Source organism: Streptomyces chlorus, from assembly GCF_042655885.1.
Lineage (GTDB): Bacteria > Actinomycetota > Actinomycetes > Streptomycetales > Streptomycetaceae > Streptomyces > Streptomyces chlorus.
Genome location: NZ_JBHSOA010000023.1, coordinates 1 through 17,518, shown reverse-complemented (window position 1 = coordinate 17,518; position 17,518 = coordinate 1). Strand labels below are relative to the sequence as shown.

The window sequence follows — 17,518 nt, the reverse complement described above, 5'->3', positions numbered from 1 at the left end:
CGCAGGTCTAAGGGTGCCATGCCGACCGCCGTCGGCTCGCATCGGCATCGGCGCTCGGGCACTGTGACGCTGTGCACTCCCGGACAGGCCCTCAGGCGGGGACGCCCACTCCCGCCCGGGCCTCGATCATCCGCCGGGTGCCGGGTCCGAGCACATCCGCCCACTCCTGGGGCGCGTCCGCCAGCCAGTGGGCCAGGGCGGCGGCGAAGCCTGGGACGTGCCGCCCCAGGTCGGCCAGGACGTGGTCGAAGCGGGCGGCGCCGTCGGGGGTGCGGACGAGGAGCAGCCCTGTGTGGTGGACGAGCTCGCGCGCGGGGTCGCCGGTCCGCCGGGGGCCGTCGACGTGGCGGGGGCCGTCGGCGTGGCGGGCGGCTGCGCCCAGCACCGCGGCCAGTAGGTCGGGGTCGTGGTCGCGGGTGAGGAGCGGGTCCAGCAGTTCGCGGCGCAGGGGGCGCGAGGCGGGGGTGCCGGGCTCGGCGAGGGCACCGGCGAGGGCGGCCCGCAGCGGCTGCGGACCGGCGTCCAGCAGGCCGGTGAGCAGGGGCAGGAGTACGTCTCGGTCGGCCGGCTCCTGGTCCAGGCGCCGGTCCGCGTACGCGGCCAGCTGTCCCGCGAGGTCCGGCCGCCGCTCCACCGCCGCCCTCACCAGCGCGGCTACGCGGGGGGCCAGTGCGGGCGCGTCCGCGTCGGCGTCCACATGGGCATCCGCATCGGTGGAAACGGGCGCACCGGCGGGAGTGTCCGGCGTCTCGCGCGCCTCCATCCGGGCGAGCCTCGCGCGAAAGGCGTCGAGGACGGCCTCCGGGTGGGTGGCGAGGGCGCCGGCCAGCGCGCTCGGCGGGACGTACGGGTCGCCGGCCGCGAAGTGTTCCAGAGCCCGCGCGAGGTGGCGGTCCCTGCTGCTCGGGTCCTGGACGAGCAGGGCGAGCGCGCCGCCGTGCAGGGCGCGGTCGCCGGTGCGTACGAGCAGGGCGAGGGCCGCGTACCGCAGCAGGGTGCGGTCGGCCTCGTCACGGGCGTGCGGTGCGGCCAGCAGCCCGTACGTCACCGCTGCCGCGCGGCGGGCGGGGCGCTCGTCGCGCGCCCAGCGGTCGACGGCCCGGCACACCACCGAGGGGTCTTCCTCGGCCAGCACGCCGAGCAGTTGTCCGGCCCGCCGGTGCGGGCTGTCGGCGAGCGTCTCGGTCAGGGTGTCCGGGGCGCGGTGCCGGTGGGTGTGCAGCAGTGCTTGTGCCGCTGTCGCGACCGTCGCGTGCGGGGTGGCGGGCAGCGGCCGTTCGTCCTCGAACCACCGGACGAGGTGCGGGAGTACGGCGCCGGGGTCGGCGCTGAACAGGCGGGAGGCGGCGTCCAGGAACCGGGGGCCGGTCTCGCCCGGGGGGCCGTCGGCGTGGACGAGTCCGCGCAGCAGCTCGAAGCCGGTCTCCAGGGGCAGGGGGAGAGCGGTCCAGAAGGCCGGACCCAGCTCGCCGGGCACCGGCCGCCGCTGCTGCCGCCAGGCCACGATCCGGTCGGCCAGCAGCCGCAGCACCCCGGTGTAGGGCGTCGCGTCGGGCGCGCGCGCGAGGGTCTCGGTGAGCAGCCGGGCGGCCCACCACGAGCCGGTTCCGGCGTCGAGGGCGTGCACCAGGTCCGCGAGCCGGGAGGCGAGCGGGTCTGTGCCGTGCTGCCGGGCGAGCAGCAGCATGGCCTGGACGACGGGCCCGACGCGGTGGTGCGGAACGGGGGTGGTGTCGGTGGTGTCGGTGGTCTCGGGGTCGTGATGCGCGCCGGGGTTGCCGTGGACCAGGGCACGCAGGGCCCCGTCCAGGTCCAGGTGGGTGCCCTGGAGCCAGTCGGCGAGTTCCGCGTGGGCGAAGCGGTAGCCGGTCCCGGCGGGGACGAGAAGGCCCTCGGCGAGTACGGCGGGGGCCCAGCCGGTCCCGCCGCCGAGCCCGGCCGGTGCGGGCCCCCACGGGAACACCGCCTCGAACGCCTCCCGGTCCAGCTCGCCCTGACCGGGGCCGAGGCTGCGGCGGGCGGCTTCGTGCACCTGCCCGGCGACCCGGGCGGCCAGCCGGCGTACGGCGGTGCCGCGCAGCCCGTTCTCGGCGGCGAGGCGTACGGCCACGCGCAGGCACATCAGGTCCAGGTGGGCGGAGAGGACATCGTGGCGGTCCGCGCGGGCGTCCGGCGCGCGCGGGGCGTCGGCGAGGGCGGCCCTGATCTCCGCGAGCAGCCGGAGCGTCAGCGGGTGCCGGGTGTCGGCCGGGGAGCCCTCCGGGATGCCGTAGCGGGCCCGTGCCTCGATGGCCTCGTCGGCGGTCAGGTCGCCGAGACGCACGCACGCGGGGAGGCCCTCGGCCGGGGGTCCACCCGGGGACTCGCTTTGAGGCCCGCCCTGATGTCGGTGCAGCAGCTCTGCCGGGAGGAGCGCACCCGCGCTCTCCCAGTACTCCGCGCGGCACCCCACCACCAGGCGCGCCCCGGTCCGCCGCAGCCACCGTGCCGTCCCGTCGGTCCACTGGGCGAGGCGGCCGGCCAGGACGGGCGGCATCTCCTCGGGGCCGTCGAGGAGGAGCAGCAGCGGGCGGCCGGCGCTGCGGGCCAGGCCGGCGAGGCGGGCCGGGCCGGTGTCGCCGAGGCCTTCGGGTCCGGCCGGAATCGGGGTGCGGGAGGCGGCGACGATGCGGGCGGCCCGGTCGAGCGCCCGCTGGGCCGCGTCGGCGACGGAGAGGTCGTCCTCCCGCAGATCGGCGCCGCGCAGCCACAGCGTGGGGCCGCCGGCGCGGTGGCGGCGGGCGGCGAGCGCCGCCAGCTCCGTCGTACGGCCGCTGCCGGACGGTCCGACGAGGCCGAGGACCGCGGCCGGGCCGTGTTCGAACGCGGTGAACTCCGCGGTGACGGCGGCCCGTTCCACCGGAACGACGTCTCCGGGGGCGAGGGCGCCCGACGGGCCGTCCTGCCCGACCGAGGTGGCGGTGAGTTCCAGCACGCCGGCGAGGTTGAGGTCGGTGCCGTACGCCGGGACCGTCGCCGCGTTCTCGGCGAGGAGTGCGGCGAGGGCGGCCGGAGCGGGGCGGAGCGGCACGGCGAAGCCGCCGTCGCGGCCGCCGGAGCGGAGCGCGGTGCCGAGGACACCGAGGACGGCACCGGTGGCGGCGTCGAGCACCGGGCCGCCGGCCGCTCCGCCGCCGGTGCGCAGCGCGTCACGGCCGGTGGTGCCGATGGCGAGCTCCAGCGCGTCGTCGAGGGTGTGGCAGCGCTCGGTGGCGGTGTACGTCACGGTGGTCGCGCCGAGTACGCGCGCCTCGCGCCAGCACCCGGCGGCGATCCGCACGTAGGCGCCGCTGTCGAGGCGGTCCCGCGCGGTGACGGGCAGCGGTTCGACGCCGAGCCCTTCGGCGTGTACGAGGGCGAGGCCGAGCTCGGGCAGCGGGGTGACGGCGCCGGCGCCCACGACGCGGTGGCGGTCGCCGGGGGCGTACAGGACGAGGCCGGGGAGGCCGTCGACGGCCTCGTGGCTGGTGATCAGCGTGCCGCGGTGGTCGGCGGGGAAGGCGAGACCGCGCGGGCGGCCGTCGAGGTCCTGGACGCGGACGAGGACATCGGCGGGCGACGGCTCCCGCCGCGCCGGAGGGGCCTCCCCCGGACTCCGGCCGGCCGGGTCGTGGAGCGTGTCCCGCTCATGACGGGACGGGTCGCGCGACGTCATCGTCGAACCTTCATGCCGTGCCTTCGTGCTGTGCCTTCGACTGCCTCGGCTCGACAGTAGGGCCGGGTGATCAGCGACACAGCGCCCTCGGTAAACGCGCCCCCTTCCACTCCCCCCGTTCACTCCGAGCGCCTGCACTTACGGGTGAAAGGACGGCCACAAGTGGATACACCTGGGGTGGGGGAACCGGGGGGGGCCGTGGAGCGGCGGCATGCAATCCCTGTGACGCCGCTCCACGGGCGGACCCTGCGGCGCCGGGCGGCTGGTGGGGACGGTGGGGACGGTGGCCCGCACGGGACGGTCGAGCGGCCGGGCCGACCGCCTTCCCGCCGAACGCCGAGGGACCGGTCGAGCCCGCCGAGGGGTCACACCGGTGGAACCATGGGCCGGTCGAGCCGCAGGGTCGGCCGGCCGGACAAACCAGTCGGCCGATGAGACCGGCGAGACCGGTACTGCCGATCGCACAGCCGATCGCACGGCCGATCGCACGGCCGAACCGACCACTCCGATGAATCCGCTCGACCAGTCACGCCGGCAAGGCCCGGCGATAACGCCGGTCACGCGGTGAGCGTGCCAGGCCCACCGCACGGCGGACCGATCAGGCCGTTTTCTGGCCAGGCCGGTCCCCATCGGACTCACCGGACGGTTCACCAGTGATACCGCCGAGCGGTGGGCCGGCCGGGAGATGGGCCGGTGAGGTCCACCGGGCAGTCGGACCGGTCACACCGGTGAGCCTGCCGGCCCGCCCGACCGTCAGCCGAAGACCGCCAGGCTCTTGGCCTTGCCCCGGTGTTCCTCGACGAGGGCGAGGAAGGTGCCCTCGGGGTCGAAGACGGCCACCGGGCCGGTGCCCGCGTACTCCTCGGGCATCTCCAGGCGCACGCCGTTGGTGAGCAGCCGGGCGCGCCGGGCGTCGACGTCCCAGCGGGGGAAGGCCGCCGCGGCGGCCTCCGCGATCGGCAGCACGGTCAGTTCCTGCTGGAGCCGGCCGAGGGTGCGGGCCGCGTCCAGCTTGTACGGGCCGACGCGGGTCCTGCGCAGCACCGTGAGGTGACCGCCGACGCCCAGGTCGGCGCCCAGGTCGCGAGCGAGGGCGCGGATGTACGTACCGGAGGAGCAGACGACGGAGACGACCAGGTCGAGCACCGGGGTGCCGTTCTCGGCGACGCCCGGGCGGACGTCGTACACGGTGAACGAGGAGACGGTGACCGGCCGGGCCGGGATGTCGAACTCCTCGCCCTCACGGGCCCGCTTGTAGGAGCGCACTCCGTCGATCTTGATGGCGCTGACCTTGGACGGCACCTGCATGATGGCACCGGTCAGCTTGGCCACCCCGGCGTCGACGGCCTCGCGGGTGACCCCGGAGGCGTCCGTGGACGACGTGATCTCGCCCTCGGCGTCGTCCGTGAGAGTGTCCTGCCCGAGCCGGATGGTGCCCAGGTACTCCTTCTCGGTCAGCGCGAGGTGGCCGAGGAGCTTGGTGGCCCGCTCGAGGCCGAGGACGAGGACGCCCGTCGCCATCGGGTCGAGAGTGCCGGCGTGGCCGACGCGGCGGGTTCGGGCGATGCCGCGCATCTTGGCGACCACGTCGTGCGAAGTGAAGCCCGACGGCTTGTCGACGATGACAAGGCCGTCGGGCGTGGTGTGCTTCTGGGTCATTCGGCGGTGTCGTCCGTCTCTGCGTCCTCGGCGTCCTCGGGCTTGCGGTACGGGTCGGCCCCGCCCGCGTACGCGGCGCCCGCGGACGCCTCGCGCACCTTGGCGTCGGACTGGCGCGCCTTGTCGAGGAGGTCCTCGATGTTGCGCGCGGTGTCCGGGAGCGCGTCCATGACGAACGCCAGGGTCGGCGTGAACTTCACGCCCGCCGCCCGGCCCACCTCGGAGCGCAGGATGCCCTTGGCGCTCTCCAGACCCGCCGCGGCGGCCTTCCGCTCCTCGTCGTCCCCGTACACCGTGTAGAAGACGGTCGCCTCCCGCAGGTCACCCGTGACCCGGGTGTCCGTGATGGTGACGTGCGTGCCGAGCCGCGGGTCCTTGATCCCGCGCTGCAGCTTCTGGGCCACCACCTCTCGGATGAGGTCCGCCAGCCTTTTCGCCCGCGCGTTGTCGGCCACTGGTCCGTCTCCCGTTCTTTCCTGTCTGAGTTGTCAAAGCCCCGCGTTCCCGGAGCCTGGATTCGTCAGTCGTCCTCGCCGTGGAAGCGCCGCCTGACGGACAGCAGTTCCACCTCGGGGCGCCCGGCGACCAGCCGCTCGCACCGGTCCATTACGTCGGTCAGGTGCGCCGCGTCGCCGGACACCACCGCCAGGCCGACGACGGCCCTGCGATGAAGATCCATGTGATCCACCTCGGCCGCGCTCACCGCGTACTTCCGCTGGAGCTCGGCGACGATCGGGCGGACGACGGAGCGCTTCTCCTTCAGCGACCTGACGTCACCGAGGAGGAGGTCGAAGGACAGCGTCCCCACATACATGCACAACCGGTTCACCCGCCGGTACGGGATCGGCGTCCCCGCCGTCCGTGGTGGGCAGGGACATCAGAACCGTACATCGAAGGGGCTGACCGATCGACGGATATTACGCTCCGTGGACCCGGCCGGGGAGCGTACCCGACCCGGTTCCCCGGTTTCGTGACCCGTCCCCGGCCCTGTGTCCGTCCCCGGACACACGAGCCGGCCGGCGGGACAGCGGTCCCGCCGGCCGGCTCACACCGTGGGGTGTTACGCCCGCGGCTTCTCGCGCATCTCGTAGGTCGCGATGACGTCGTCGACCTTGATGTCGTTGAAGTTTCCGAGGTTGATACCGCCCTCGAAGCCTTCGCGGATCTCGGTGACGTCGTCCTTGAAGCGACGCAGGCCGACGATGTTGAGGTTCTCCGCGATGACCTTGCCGTCGCGGATGAGGCGCGCCTTGGTGTTGCGCTTGACCTCGCCGGAGCGGATGAGGACACCCGCGATGTTGCCCAGCTTGGACGAGCGGAAGACCTCGCGGATCTCCGCCGTGCCGAGCTCGACCTCTTCGTACTCCGGCTTGAGCATGCCCTTGAGGGCTGCCTCGATCTCCTCGATCGCCTGGTAGATGACCGAGTAGTACCGGACATCCACGCCTTCGCGCTCGGCCATCTGCTGTGCCCGCCCGGCGGCGCGCACGTTGAAGCCGATCACGATGGCGTCCGAGCCCATCGCCAGGTCGATGTCGGACTCCGTGACCGCACCGACGCCGCGGTGCAGGACGCGGATGTCGACCTCTTCGCCGACGTCCAGCTGGAGCAGCGAGGACTCGAGGGCCTCGACCGATCCGGACGCGTCACCCTTGATGATCAGGTTCAGCTGCTGGATCTCGCCGGCCTTGAGCACCTTGTCCAGGTCCTCCAGCGACACGCGGCGCGTGCGCTTGGCGAACGCGGCGTTGCGCTCACGGGCGGCGCGCTTCTCGGCGATCTGACGGGCCGTACGGTCCTCGTCGACGACGATGAAGTTGTCGCCCGCACCCGGGACGTTGGTCAGGCCCAGGACCTGGACCGGCGTCGATGGGCCGGCCTCGGCGACGTTGTTGCCGTTGTCGTCGAGCATGGCGCGCACGCGGCCGTAGGCGTCGCCCACCACCATCGTGTCGCCGACCCGCAGGGTGCCTCGCTGGACGAGGACGGTCGCCACGGCACCGCGGCCGCGGTCGAGCCGGGACTCGATCGAGATGCCCTGCGCGTCCTGCGTCGGGTTGGCCCGCAGGTCGAGCGAGGCGTCGGCGGTGAGGACGACGGCCTCCAGGAGGCTGTCGATGTGCAGACCCTGCTTGGCGGAGATGTCGACGAACATGGTGTCGCCGCCGTACTCCTCGGCCACGAGGCCGTACTCGGTCAGCTGACCGCGCACCTTGGTCGGGTCGGCGCCCTCGACGTCGATCTTGTTGACCGCGACGACGATCGGGACCTCGGCCGCCTTCGCGTGGTTGAGCGCCTCGACCGTCTGCGGCATGACGCCGTCGTTGGCCGCGACGACCAGGATCGCGATGTCGGTCGACCGCGCACCACGGGCACGCATGGCGGTGAACGCCTCGTGACCCGGGGTGTCGATGAAGGTGATCCTGCGCTCTTGGTCGTTGACCTCGGTCGCGACCTGGTAGGCACCGATGTGCTGGGTGATGCCACCGGCCTCGCCCGCGACGACGTTCGTCTTGCGGATGGCGTCGAGGAGGCGGGTCTTGCCGTGGTCGACGTGACCCATGACGGTGACGACCGGCGGACGGACCACCAGATCGTCCTCGCCGCCCTCGTCCTCACCGAACTCCAGGTCGAAGGACTCGAGCAGTTCGCGGTCCTCCTCCTCCGGGCTGACGATCTGAACCGTGTAGTTCATCTCGCCGGCGAGGAGCAGGAGCGTCTCGTCGGAGACGGACTGGGTCGCGGTGACCATCTCGCCGAGGTTCATCATGACCGCGACGAGCGACGCCGGGTTGGCGTTGATCTTCTCCGCGAAGTCGGTGAGCGAGGCACCGCGCGACAGGCGAATGCTCTCGCCGTTGCCGCGGGGCAGCATCACGCCGCCGACCGACGGGGCCTGCATGGCCTCGTACTCCTGGCGCCTCTGCCGCTTCGACTTGCGGCCACGACGGGCCGGACCGCCGGGACGGCCGAAGGCGCCCTGCGTGCCACCACGGCCACCAGGACCGCCGGGACGGCCACCGAAGCCGGGACGGCCACCGCCACCGGCGAAGCCACCGCCGCCACCGGGACGACCGGCGAAACCGCCACCGCCACCAGGACGACCGGCACCGCCGCCGCCACCGGGACGACCGGCGAAACCGCCACCGCCACCAGGACGACCGGCACCGGCGCCGCCACCGGGACGACCGGCACCGGCCGGACCACGGCCACCGCCGGGACCGCCACCGGGACGGGGACCGGCAGCCGGACGCTGCGGCATCATGCCGGGGTTGGGACGCGGACCACCGGGGCCGGGGCCGCCGCCGGGACGGGGACCGCCCTGCGGACGCGGCATCGAGCCCGGGGAGGGACGCTGCCCGCCCGGAGCCTGCGGACGCGGACCGGCGCCGCCCTGACCACCGGGGGTCTGGGGACGGGGACCGGCGCCGGGGGCGCCGGGACCGCCGGGACGCGCGCCCTGCGGGCGGGGCGCCTGCGGGCGGGCCATACCGGTGGAGCCACCGGAGGTGAAGGGGTTGTTACCCGGACGCGGACCGGCCGGGCGTCCACCCGGACGCTGACCGCCGCCACCGGGGCGCTGACCCTGACCGGCCGGACGGCCACCCTGGCCGCCCTGACCACCCTGGCCGGCGGGACGACCGCCGGGCTTGGGGGCACCGGGACGCGCGTTGGACTTCGGACCCGACGGAGCCGACGGAGCCGCCGGAGCCGGAGCCGGAGCCGGAGCAGCGGCCGGCGGGGCCTGGAACTCCGGGGCCGCCGGTGCCGGACGCGGCGCGGGGCGCGGCCCCGGACGCGGGCCGGGGGTCGTCGGAGCGGGCGCCGACGGGACCTCGGGCTGCTGCGCCGCGGGGGGCTTGGATGCGGCCGGCGGCCGCGGTGCTGCGGGACGTGCCTGCGCCGGGGACGGCGCGGGCCTGGGCGCGGCCTTCCTGGGCGCGCCGGGCTTGGCACCGGACTTGCCGTTGCCCCCGCCCTGCTGGAACGCGTCGGTCAGCTTGCGTACTACGGGCGCTTCGATCGTGGAAGACGCCGAACGGACGAATTCACCGAGCTCCTGGAGCTTGGCCATGACGACCTTACTCTCGACACCGAACTCCTTGGCGAGTTCGTAGACCCGGACCTTAGCCACTTCGCTCCTTTGAGGTCCGGGTTGCGTCCGGACCGTCGCTAGTTCATGGGCGTACTCATCGCGTACTCATCGAGTGCTCATCGCAATCTCGACCTGCTTTCGACTCGCGAGGTACCAGACCGCACGGGGGGGGTTCCGCACGGCATGTCTTCTTACGGATTGCTGTCGCAACCCTGTGCCTGCTCGACGTAGTGGCGCAACGCCTTTACGTCGAGTGGTCCCGGGACGCGGAGCGCCCGCGGAAACGCCCTTCGGCGCACCGCCTGGTCAAGACAGACCGGGGCGGGGTGCACATACGCACCCCGGCCGGGCAGCGTACCGCGTGGATCGGGGACGCACGCACCCTCGATCATCACGATCCGCAGCAGCTCGTTCTTGACCGCTCGCTCCCGGCAGCCCACGCAGGTGCGCTCGGAGCGCGCGTGGGTAGGTGTCCGGCCAGACACTACTAAGTCTACCTCCCCGGACCGACCTCACCCCTTTGGGGCAAGTATCGAACACGTGCCGCGCGCAAGACTGTCGTCATCTCAGCGAGCGGCGGCCTGGATCTATTCCCCGGGCTGTTCCGTGTCCGGCCGGATGTCGATCCGCCAGCCGGTCAGACGGGCGGCCAGGCGGGCGTTCTGCCCCTCCTTGCCGATCGCCAGGGACAGCTGGTAGTCCGGCACGGTCACCCGGGCGGACCGGGCCGCCAGGTCCACGACCTCCACCTTGGTGACGCGGGCCGGGGAGAGCGCGTTGGCCACCATCTCGGCCGGGTCGTCCGCCCAGTCGACGATGTCGATCTTCTCGCCGTTCAGCTCGCCCATCACGTTGCGTACGCGGCCGCCCATGGGGCCGATGCAGGCGCCCTTGGCGTTCAGCCCGGACCGGGTGGAGCGGACGGCGATCTTCGTACGGTGGCCGGCCTCGCGGGCGATGGCGGAGATCTCCACCGAGCCGTCGGCGATCTCCGGCACCTCCAGGGCGAAGAGTTTCTTCACCAGATTGGGATGTGTGCGCGACAGGGTGACGGACGGGCCGCGCACGCCCTTCGCCACCCGGACGACGTAACTGCGCAGCCGCAGCCCGTGCGGGTAGGTCTCGCCGGGCACCTGCTCCTGCACCGGCAGGATGGCCTCCAGCTTGCCGATGTCGACCAGAACGTTCTTCGGGTCGCGGCCCTGCTGGACCACGCCGGTGACGATGTCGCCCTCACGGCCGGCGTACTCGCCGAGCGTCGCGTCGTCCTCGGCGTCGCGCAGGCGCTGCAGGATGACCTGCTTGGCCGTGCTGGCGGCGATGCGGCCGAAGTCGGACGGGGTGTCGTCGAACTCACGGGCCTCCTGGCCCTCGTCGAGGTCCTCGGGGTCCTCCTTCGCCCACACCGTCACATGCCCGGTCTCCCGGTCGAGCTTCACGCGCGCGTGGCGGCGGCTTCCCTCGGTGCGGTGGTAGGCGATGAGGAGGGCCGACTCGATGGCCTCGACCAGCAGGTCGAAGGAGATCTCCTTCTCCCGTACCAAACCACGCAGGGCGCTCATGTCGATGTCCACGGCTACGCCTCCTCTTCCGGCTCGTCGTTGGTGTCGTTGGTGTCGTTCGCGTCCTGCGCGGCGGACTTGTCGTCCTTGCGGTTGAACTCGACCTGGACGCGCGCCCTGTCGATCTCGTCGAAGGCGAGCCTGCGCGCGGTGGGCTTGCGGCCCTTGACCCCGGGCACCTCGAGGTCGAGGCCGTCGTCGTCGGTCCGCAGGATCCGGGCGACCAGTTCGTCGCCCGCTGTCAGCCGGAAGCTCACCAGGCGGCCCGTGGCGCGCACGTAGTGCCGGTGCTCCGTGAGGGGGCGCTCGGCGCCCGGGGTTCCGACCTCGAGGGTGTACTCGCCGCTGCCCATCGCGTCGGTCTCGTCGAGCTTCGCCGAGAGCGCGCGGCTCACATCGGCGATGCGGTCCAGATCCGCTCCGGTGTCCGAGTCGACAACGACGCGCAGCACCCGCTTGCGGCCGACCGCGTCCACGGCGATCTCCTCGAGATCGAGGCCCTGCGAGCTGACGAGCGGTTCCAGAAGTCCTCGAAGCCTCTCGCTCTGGGTGCTGCTCATCCGGGTGACTCCTCGGCCGCGTGTGCTGTTGTGGGATGGGGCGCGTGTCTGGTCAAAGGGTATCCGGTCGCGGGGGGTGATGCCGTCCACCCGGCCACGGAGGGTGCCGCTGAGCGCCGTCGGGGAGATGCACAGGTACCGTGATCACGGGCCTAGGTCCTGTCATCGAACTCCCGGCAGACGGGAGTTCGACAACAGGGCCTGGGGCCCTTCTTCCGTCGCCACGTTCCGTACGAGCCCCCGAGGACGTCTGCCGTGCCGTTCCCCCATGCTCCGCGCGCCCGTACGGGGCCGCGCAGAAGGAGCCTGCTCGCCGTCGCCCCGACGGCCCTGCTCGCGGCGGGCTGTTCCGCCGGGTCCGGGGATGCCGGTCCCGCCGTCGGCAGCCGTCCCCCCGCCTCCGAACGGGCACGCGCGCGTGCGGCGCGCGACAGCAGGGGGCTGGCCGAGCGGTACGACGCCGTGATCGCGGCGCACGCCGGGCTCGCGCAGCGGCTGGGTCCGCTGCGCGAGGACGCCGTGCGGCACGCGAAGGCCTTCGAGAGTTTCGGGACCGCGGCGGGTTCGGCGTCGGCGTCGCCGGCGCCCACCGGGGCGGGGCCGTCCGCCTCGGCATCGGTGCCGGTGCCGGTGCCCACGAAGGAGAAGGACGCCCTCTCCGGGCTCGCCGCCGCCGAGCGGGAGATCGCCGACCGGCGCCTGGAGGCACTGCTCGACGCGTCGGCCGAGCTGGCCAGGCTGCTGGCGTCGGTGGCGGCGGCCGGCGCGGCGCATGTGTTTCTGCTGACGGAGGGCTGACGGGTGAGCGAGGCGAAGGACCGGGAGCTGCGGGCGCTCCAGGCGGCCCTGGCGGCGGAGCACGCGGCGGTGTACGGGTATGGGGTCGTCGGCGGGCGGATCGCCGACGCCCGGCGCGCGGACGCGCGCTCTGCTTACGACGCGCACCGCGCGCGCCGGGACGCGCTGGTACGCGAGGTGAAGGACACGGGCGCCGAGCCCGTTGCCGCGGCCGCGGGGTACGCGCTGCCGTTCCAGGTACCGGACCCGGCCGCGGCCGTGCGGCTCGCGGCGGAGCTGGAGAACCGGGTGGCCGGGGTGTACTCGGACCTGGTGCGCGCGAGCGGGGGCGAGCGGCGCCGTGCGGCGGCCGAGGCCCTGCGGGAGGCCGCGGTGCGGGCGGTGCGCTGGAGCGGGGAGAGCGTAGCCTTCCCTGGGCTCCCCGAGCTGGCCGAGCCGTCCTCGAAGGATCCGTCGATGCCGGCGGTGTGACGGGACCGCACGCGAGGGCGTGCCAAAGCGGCCCGAGGGGACGGCGGCAGGTGCCGCGTACAGCACGAAGGGAACGACTCGCGCATGGTCTTCGAACCGCCGCAGCGTCTGGTGAGAGCACTGGGTGAGACGGCTCCCGACGGCGGTGCGGACTGGCTGGAGAAGCTGCCCGAGGCGGCGCGCGAGGCCGTCGCACTGCGCGGGCTGACCGTGGAACGGGTACAGGTGCCCGGGGGACGCAGCAGCCTGGTGGTGCTGGTGCGGACGGCCGACGACACGCCCGCCGTGCTGAAGCTGGCCCCGGCGCGGGCCCGGCCGGAGAGTGAGCGGGCCGCACTGGCCCACTGGAACGGGCTGGGCACGGTCCGGTTGCTGGAGCCCTCCTCCTCGGACGGGGCACTGCTGCTGGAGCGACTGCACCCGGATGTCTCGGTGCGGTCGCTGCCGGAGGCGAAGGCACTGCTGGAGGCTGCCGGGACGCTGCGGCGGCTGTGGGTCGAACCGCCCGCCGGGGACACCGCTCACGCCTTCGAGACGGTGGCCGAGCGGACCGGCCGGCAGGCCGAGGCAATGCGGGCGGGTGCCGCGGGCGCTCCTGAGGTGGCACCGCTGGTGTCGGCGGCGCTGGCGGCGCGCGAGGAGTTGCTGGCCGAGCCGCCCGAGCACCGGCTGCTGCACGGCACGTTCCGGCAGAGCAAGGTGCTCTCCGCCGAGCGGATGCCGTGGTTGGCGGTCGGCCCTGACCCGGTGGTCGGGGAGTGTGCCTTCGACCTGGCCCGGCTGGTCCGCGACCGGGTGGAGGACCTGGTCGCCCAGCCGTCCGGCGCGACGACGACCCGCCGCCGGGTGAAGCGCCTGGCGGAGTCCCTGGAGATCGACCAGAAGCGTCTGCGCGGCTGGACGCTGTTCCGCGCGGTGGAGTCCGGCGTGCGTGCCCGCCGCGTCGGCCGCGTCCAGGACGCGGAGCTTCTCCTGGAGTTCGCCGGCTGGCTCTGACACCGCGCGGGAACGCCGGGAGCCCGCGCGGGGGACGGTTCCGCGCGGGCTCCCGGTGGCGGTGTGGTCAGGCCGTGAGGCGGGTGATCGCCTCGGCCACGGTGAGTTCCTCGCGTTCGCCGGTACGGCGGTCCTTCAGCTCGACGATGCCCTCCGCGGAGCGGCGGCCGGCGACCAGGATCTGCGGGACGCCGATCAGTTCGGAGTCGGTGAACTTCACGCCCGGGGAGACACCCGCGCGGTCGTCGACCAGGACGCGGACACCGGCGGCGGCGAGCTGGGCGGAGACGTCGAGGGCGAGCTCGGTCTGCAGGGCCTTGCCCGCGGCGACCACGTGGACATCGGCCGGGGCGACCTCCTTGGACCAGCACAGACCCTTGTCGTCGGCGGTCTGCTCGGCCAGGGCCGCCACCGCGCGGGAGACGCCGATGCCGTAGGAGCCCATGGTGACGCGGACGGGCTTGCCGTGCTGTCCGAGGACGTCGAGCTTGAGGGCGTCGGCGTACTTGCGGCCCAGCTGGAAGATATGGCCGATCTCGATGGCGCGGTCGAGCCGGAGGCCGGTGCCGCACTTGGGGCAGGGGTCGCCCTCGTTGACCACCACGACGTCCACGTACGCGTCGACCTCGAAGTCGCGGCCTGCGACCACGTTCTTGGCGTGGGTGTCGGCCTTGTTGGCCCCGGTGATCCAGACCGTGCCCGGTGCCACGCGCGGGTCGGCGATGTAGCGGACCTTCTCCAGGCCCTGCGGGCCGACGTAGCCGCGCACCAGGTCGGGGCGGCCGACGAAGTCCTCGGCGGTGACCAGTTCGACGACGGCCGGGGCGAAGTGCGCCTCGACCTTGCCCAGGTCGACCTCCCGGTCGCCGGGGACGCCCACGGCGACGATCTCGCCGTCGACCTTGACCAGCAGGTTCTTCAGCGTGGCCGAGGCGGGGACGCCGAGCGAGGCGGCCAGGGTCTCGATGGTGGGGGTGTCGGGTGTCGGGATGTCCTCGGCGGCCGGGACGGCGGAGCCGTCGACGGGCTTCAGCTCGTAGGAGATCGCCTCGGTGTTCGCGGCGAAGTCGCAGTTCGGGCAGTCCGCGAAGGTGTCCTCACCGGCCTCGGCGGGGGCGAGGAACTCCTCGGACTTGGAGCCGCCCATCGCGCCGGCGGTGGCGGCGCAGATGCGGTAGTCGAGGCCGAGACGCTCGAAGATCCGCTGGTACGCCTGGCGGTGCAGACCGTAGGACCGGGTCAGGCCCTCGTCGTCGAGGTCGAAGGAGTACGAGTCCTTCATCAGGAACTCGCGGCCGCGCAGGATGCCCGCGCGGGGGCGGGCCTCGTCGCGGTACTTGCTCTGGATCTGGTAGAGGATCACCGGCAGGTCCTTGTAGGAGGACGCCTGGTCCTTCACCAGGAGGGTGAAGATCTCCTCGTGGGTGGGGCCGAGGAGGTAGTCGCCGCCCTTGCGGTCCTGGAGGCGGAACAGCTCGGGGCCGTACTCCTCCCAGCGGCCGGTCGCCTCGTAGGGCTCACGCGGCAGGATGGCGGGGAGCAGTACCTCCTGGGCGCCGATGGCGTCCATCTCCTCGCGCACGACGCGTTCGACGTTGGCGAGGACCTTCTTGCCGAGGGGCAGCCAGCTCCAGATGCCGGCGGCGGTGCGGCGCACATAGCCGGCGCGGACGAGCAGCTTGTGGCTGAGGACCTCGGCGTCCGCCGGGTCGTCGCGCAGCGTTTTCGCCATCAACTGGGACATGCGCTGGACCGGTGCGTTCGCCATGGTTCTCGTACTCCTGCTGCGTCTGGGTGATGACTGGAGGTTAGCGGGGCGGGACGGGGGGGTGGAAATCGGTGACGGCCCCTCTGGCTCCACTGGCCTTCCGGCCCTACGCGCGACGGAGCGGCAAGGGGGCGCCCATCACGGCGTACGGCTTGGGGGCGCTGGGGAAGTGGACGCGGCGGGCGAGGTCCTCGTAGCCGAGGGAGCGGTACAGGCCGCGGGCGGGGCTCTCGATGTCGATGGCGGAGAGGATCGAGCGGGGTTCGTCGGCGCCGTCGGTGATCGTGGTGATCAGGGAGCGGCCGATGCCGTGCTTCTGGTGGCGCGGGTGGACGTGCAGTTCGGTGATGACGAAGGAACCGTCGAGCCAGTCGTCGTGGCCCCGGGCACGCAGATGGGGCTCGACGACCGTGGACCACCAGTGGGTGCGGTCGTTGGGCATGCCGTAGACGAAGCCGACGAGACGGCCGAAGACGGTGGCACCGAAGGCTCTGGCTCCCGGCAGGGTCATGTGACGCAGCACGATCTGCCGGCGTACGGCCACCTCGTCGGGGCCGAGGCCGAACGCCTTCGCCTGGACCGCCAGCGCCTCGTCGACGTGGGCGGCGAGGTCGAGAGGGCCGATCACGATGTCGTCGGGACCGGGGTGCCCGTGACCGGGAAAGCGCAGCATGCCGGGGAGACTACAGGGCGTCGGCACGGGGCGGGACGGCTCCGCGGGCCGCCCATCGGCACCGAGCGGGCGGGGACGGGGCTGCTGGTTCCGAGGCCGGGGAGCGGGTGGATTCAGAACAGGATGCTCATGAACTCGCCGACCTCCTGGAACCCCACCCGCTGGTAGGTCCGGCGTGCGGGGGTGTTGAAGTCGTTGACGTAGAGGCTGGCCACGGGGGCGATGTCCGCGAGGGCGTAGCGGAGCACGGCCGCCATGCCGGGGGCGGCGACGCCGCTGCCCCGGTACTCCGGGGCCACCCACACGCCCTGGATCTGGCAGGTGCGGTCGGTGGCGGCGCCGATCTCGGCCTTGAAGACGACCTTGCCGTCCGTGTCGAAGCGGGCGAAGGCGCGTCCGGCACCGACGAGTTCGGCGACGCGGGCCTGGTAGAGCAGGCCGCCGTCGCCGGCCAGCGGGGAGATCCCGACCTCCTCGGTGAACATCGCCACGCAGGCCGGCATGAGCTTTTCCATCTCGTCCTTGCGGACGCGGCGGACGTAGGGGTCCGGGGCGATGCCGTCGGGCAGGCGGTCGGTGACCATCAGGGGCTGGTGGGCGCGGACCTCGCGGGCGGGGCCCCACTGGGGTTCGAGCAGCCGCCACAGCGCGGCGGTGGGGGTGGTGGGGCCGACGACGGAGGAGCAGCGGCGGCCCGCCCGGCGGGCACGGTCGGCGAAGGCGCGGACCGCCCGGGGGGTGGCGCAGATGGGGACCAGGTTGGCGCCCGCGTAGCACAGGGACGTGAGCATGCCGCCCTCGTACCAGCCCCACATCTCGCCGCCCAGCCGCCACGGATCCAGGCCCGCGACCTGCACGCGGGATGCCACGAAGGCGTTCGCCACCGGCTCGCGGTCGAGGATGGCCAGGGCGGCGCCCAGGTCACTCGGTTCGAGGACCCGGGAGGTGGTCTGCGTCAACACGTGCGGGGGGCCTCACACACTTGGGTCTGCTGGTTTCCGCACTGTACCCGTCGAATTTGTGTGCTGCCGCTCCGCGGGAGGGAAACGGTCCTGCCCGGAGGTTTTCCGGGCAGGAAGGGCCGAGCGACCGGCCCTGGCGGGCAGACCGGCCTGACGGGCCTGACGGGCCTGACGGGCCTGACGGGCTTCGTCAGCCGGCGACCGAGATCTGGGGTTCGCCGGAGGTCACGCCGTCGGCTTCCATCTGCTCGGCGATCTTCATGGCTTCCTCGATGAGGG

At 73.3% G+C, this 17,518-nt stretch carries 14 protein-coding genes; 3 read left to right on the top strand and 11 right to left on the bottom strand.

Going from position 1 to position 17,518, the window contains the following annotated elements; translation table 11 throughout:
• Positions 1-91: 91 nt before the first annotated feature.
• From ACFPZI_RS11330 to rimP, 8 genes are all read right to left on the bottom strand, one after another.
• Complete coding sequence (locus ACFPZI_RS11330) at positions 92-3,694, bottom strand: serine protease (RefSeq protein WP_381361690.1); 3,603 nt, start codon at positions 3,692-3,694, stop codon at positions 92-94.
• A 753-nt stretch (positions 3,695-4,447) separates the two neighbouring features.
• The gene (gene truB, locus ACFPZI_RS11325; RefSeq protein ID WP_381361688.1) at positions 4,448-5,353 is read right to left on the bottom strand and encodes a tRNA pseudouridine(55) synthase TruB; all 906 of its coding nucleotides are present in this window, start codon (positions 5,351-5,353) and stop codon (positions 4,448-4,450) included.
• On the bottom strand, positions 5,350-5,808 hold the full coding sequence (rbfA, locus tag ACFPZI_RS11320) for a 30S ribosome-binding factor RbfA (protein WP_381361685.1): 459 nt from the start codon (positions 5,806-5,808) through the stop codon (positions 5,350-5,352). The genes truB and rbfA overlap by 4 nt, the downstream gene beginning before the upstream one ends.
• A gap of 65 nt (positions 5,809-5,873) precedes the next feature.
• On the bottom strand, positions 5,874-6,167 hold the full coding sequence (locus tag ACFPZI_RS11315; protein ID WP_381361682.1) for a DUF503 domain-containing protein: 294 nt from the start codon (positions 6,165-6,167) through the stop codon (positions 5,874-5,876).
• A gap of 246 nt (positions 6,168-6,413) precedes the next feature.
• A complete protein-coding gene (gene infB, locus ACFPZI_RS11310; RefSeq protein WP_381361680.1) occupies positions 6,414-9,488 on the bottom strand; it encodes a translation initiation factor IF-2 in 3,075 nt (1,024 codons plus the stop codon).
• Positions 9,489-9,640: 152 nt separating this feature from the next.
• A complete protein-coding gene (locus ACFPZI_RS11305) occupies positions 9,641-9,934 on the bottom strand; it encodes a YlxR family protein (protein ID WP_381361677.1) in 294 nt (97 codons plus the stop codon).
• A gap of 102 nt (positions 9,935-10,036) precedes the next feature.
• Positions 10,037-11,023 carry a transcription termination factor NusA gene (gene nusA, locus ACFPZI_RS11300; RefSeq protein ID WP_381210522.1) on the bottom strand — a complete coding sequence of 329 codons (987 nt, stop codon included), beginning with the start codon at positions 11,021-11,023 and terminating at the stop codon, positions 10,037-10,039.
• Positions 11,024-11,025: 2 nt separating this feature from the next.
• Positions 11,026-11,571 carry a ribosome maturation factor RimP gene (gene rimP / locus ACFPZI_RS11295; RefSeq protein WP_381361674.1) on the bottom strand — a complete coding sequence of 182 codons (546 nt, stop codon included), beginning with the start codon at positions 11,569-11,571 and terminating at the stop codon, positions 11,026-11,028.
• Between the two features lie 255 nt (positions 11,572-11,826).
• On the opposite strand from rimP, the gene ACFPZI_RS11290 reads away from it, so the two are divergent.
• From ACFPZI_RS11290 to ACFPZI_RS11280, 3 genes are all read left to right on the top strand, one after another.
• Entirely contained in the window at positions 11,827-12,369 is a 543-nt protein-coding gene (locus ACFPZI_RS11290) for a hypothetical protein (protein WP_381361672.1), read from the top strand.
• Between the two features lie 3 nt (positions 12,370-12,372).
• Positions 12,373-12,840, top strand: coding sequence for a ferritin-like domain-containing protein (locus ACFPZI_RS11285; protein ID WP_381361669.1), 468 nt, complete (start codon positions 12,373-12,375; stop codon positions 12,838-12,840).
• 84 nt (positions 12,841-12,924) lie between these two features.
• On the top strand, positions 12,925-13,836 hold the full coding sequence (locus ACFPZI_RS11280) for an aminoglycoside phosphotransferase family protein (RefSeq protein WP_381361666.1): 912 nt from the start codon (positions 12,925-12,927) through the stop codon (positions 13,834-13,836).
• A 67-nt stretch (positions 13,837-13,903) separates the two neighbouring features.
• On the opposite strand, the gene ACFPZI_RS11275 is transcribed toward ACFPZI_RS11280, so the two are convergent.
• From ACFPZI_RS11275 to ACFPZI_RS11265, 3 genes are all read right to left on the bottom strand, one after another.
• Entirely contained in the window at positions 13,904-15,604 is a 1,701-nt protein-coding gene (locus ACFPZI_RS11275) for a proline--tRNA ligase (protein WP_381361664.1), read from the bottom strand.
• 106 nt (positions 15,605-15,710) lie between these two features.
• Complete coding sequence (locus tag ACFPZI_RS11270; RefSeq protein ID WP_381361662.1) at positions 15,711-16,277, bottom strand: GNAT family N-acetyltransferase; 567 nt, start codon at positions 16,275-16,277, stop codon at positions 15,711-15,713.
• Between the two features lie 113 nt (positions 16,278-16,390).
• Positions 16,391-17,239: a GNAT family N-acetyltransferase gene (locus ACFPZI_RS11265; RefSeq protein ID WP_381361659.1), complete on the bottom strand. Its 849-nt coding sequence runs from the start codon at positions 17,237-17,239 to the stop codon at positions 16,391-16,393.
• Positions 17,240-17,518 lie beyond the last annotated feature (279 nt).

Bases quoted from the DNA above. Each gene is read 5' to 3' on its own strand.
- truB (WP_381361688.1), bottom strand. From the start codon at position 5,353: ATGACCCAGAAGCACACCACGCCCGACGGCCTTGTCATCGTCGACAAG.
- rimP (WP_381361674.1), bottom strand. From the start codon at position 11,571: ATGAGCAGCACCCAGAGCGAGAGGCTTCGAGGACTTCTGGAACCGCTC.
- ACFPZI_RS11330 (WP_381361690.1), bottom strand. From the start codon at position 3,694: ATGACGTCGCGCGACCCGTCCCGTCATGAGCGGGACACGCTCCACGAC.
- ACFPZI_RS11280 (WP_381361666.1), top strand. From the start codon at position 12,925: ATGGTCTTCGAACCGCCGCAGCGTCTGGTGAGAGCACTGGGTGAGACG.
- ACFPZI_RS11275 (WP_381361664.1), bottom strand. From the start codon at position 15,604: ATGGCGAACGCACCGGTCCAGCGCATGTCCCAGTTGATGGCGAAAACG.
- ACFPZI_RS11315 (WP_381361682.1), bottom strand. From the start codon at position 6,167: ATGTATGTGGGGACGCTGTCCTTCGACCTCCTCCTCGGTGACGTCAGG.
- ACFPZI_RS11270 (WP_381361662.1), bottom strand. From the start codon at position 16,277: ATGCTGCGCTTTCCCGGTCACGGGCACCCCGGTCCCGACGACATCGTG.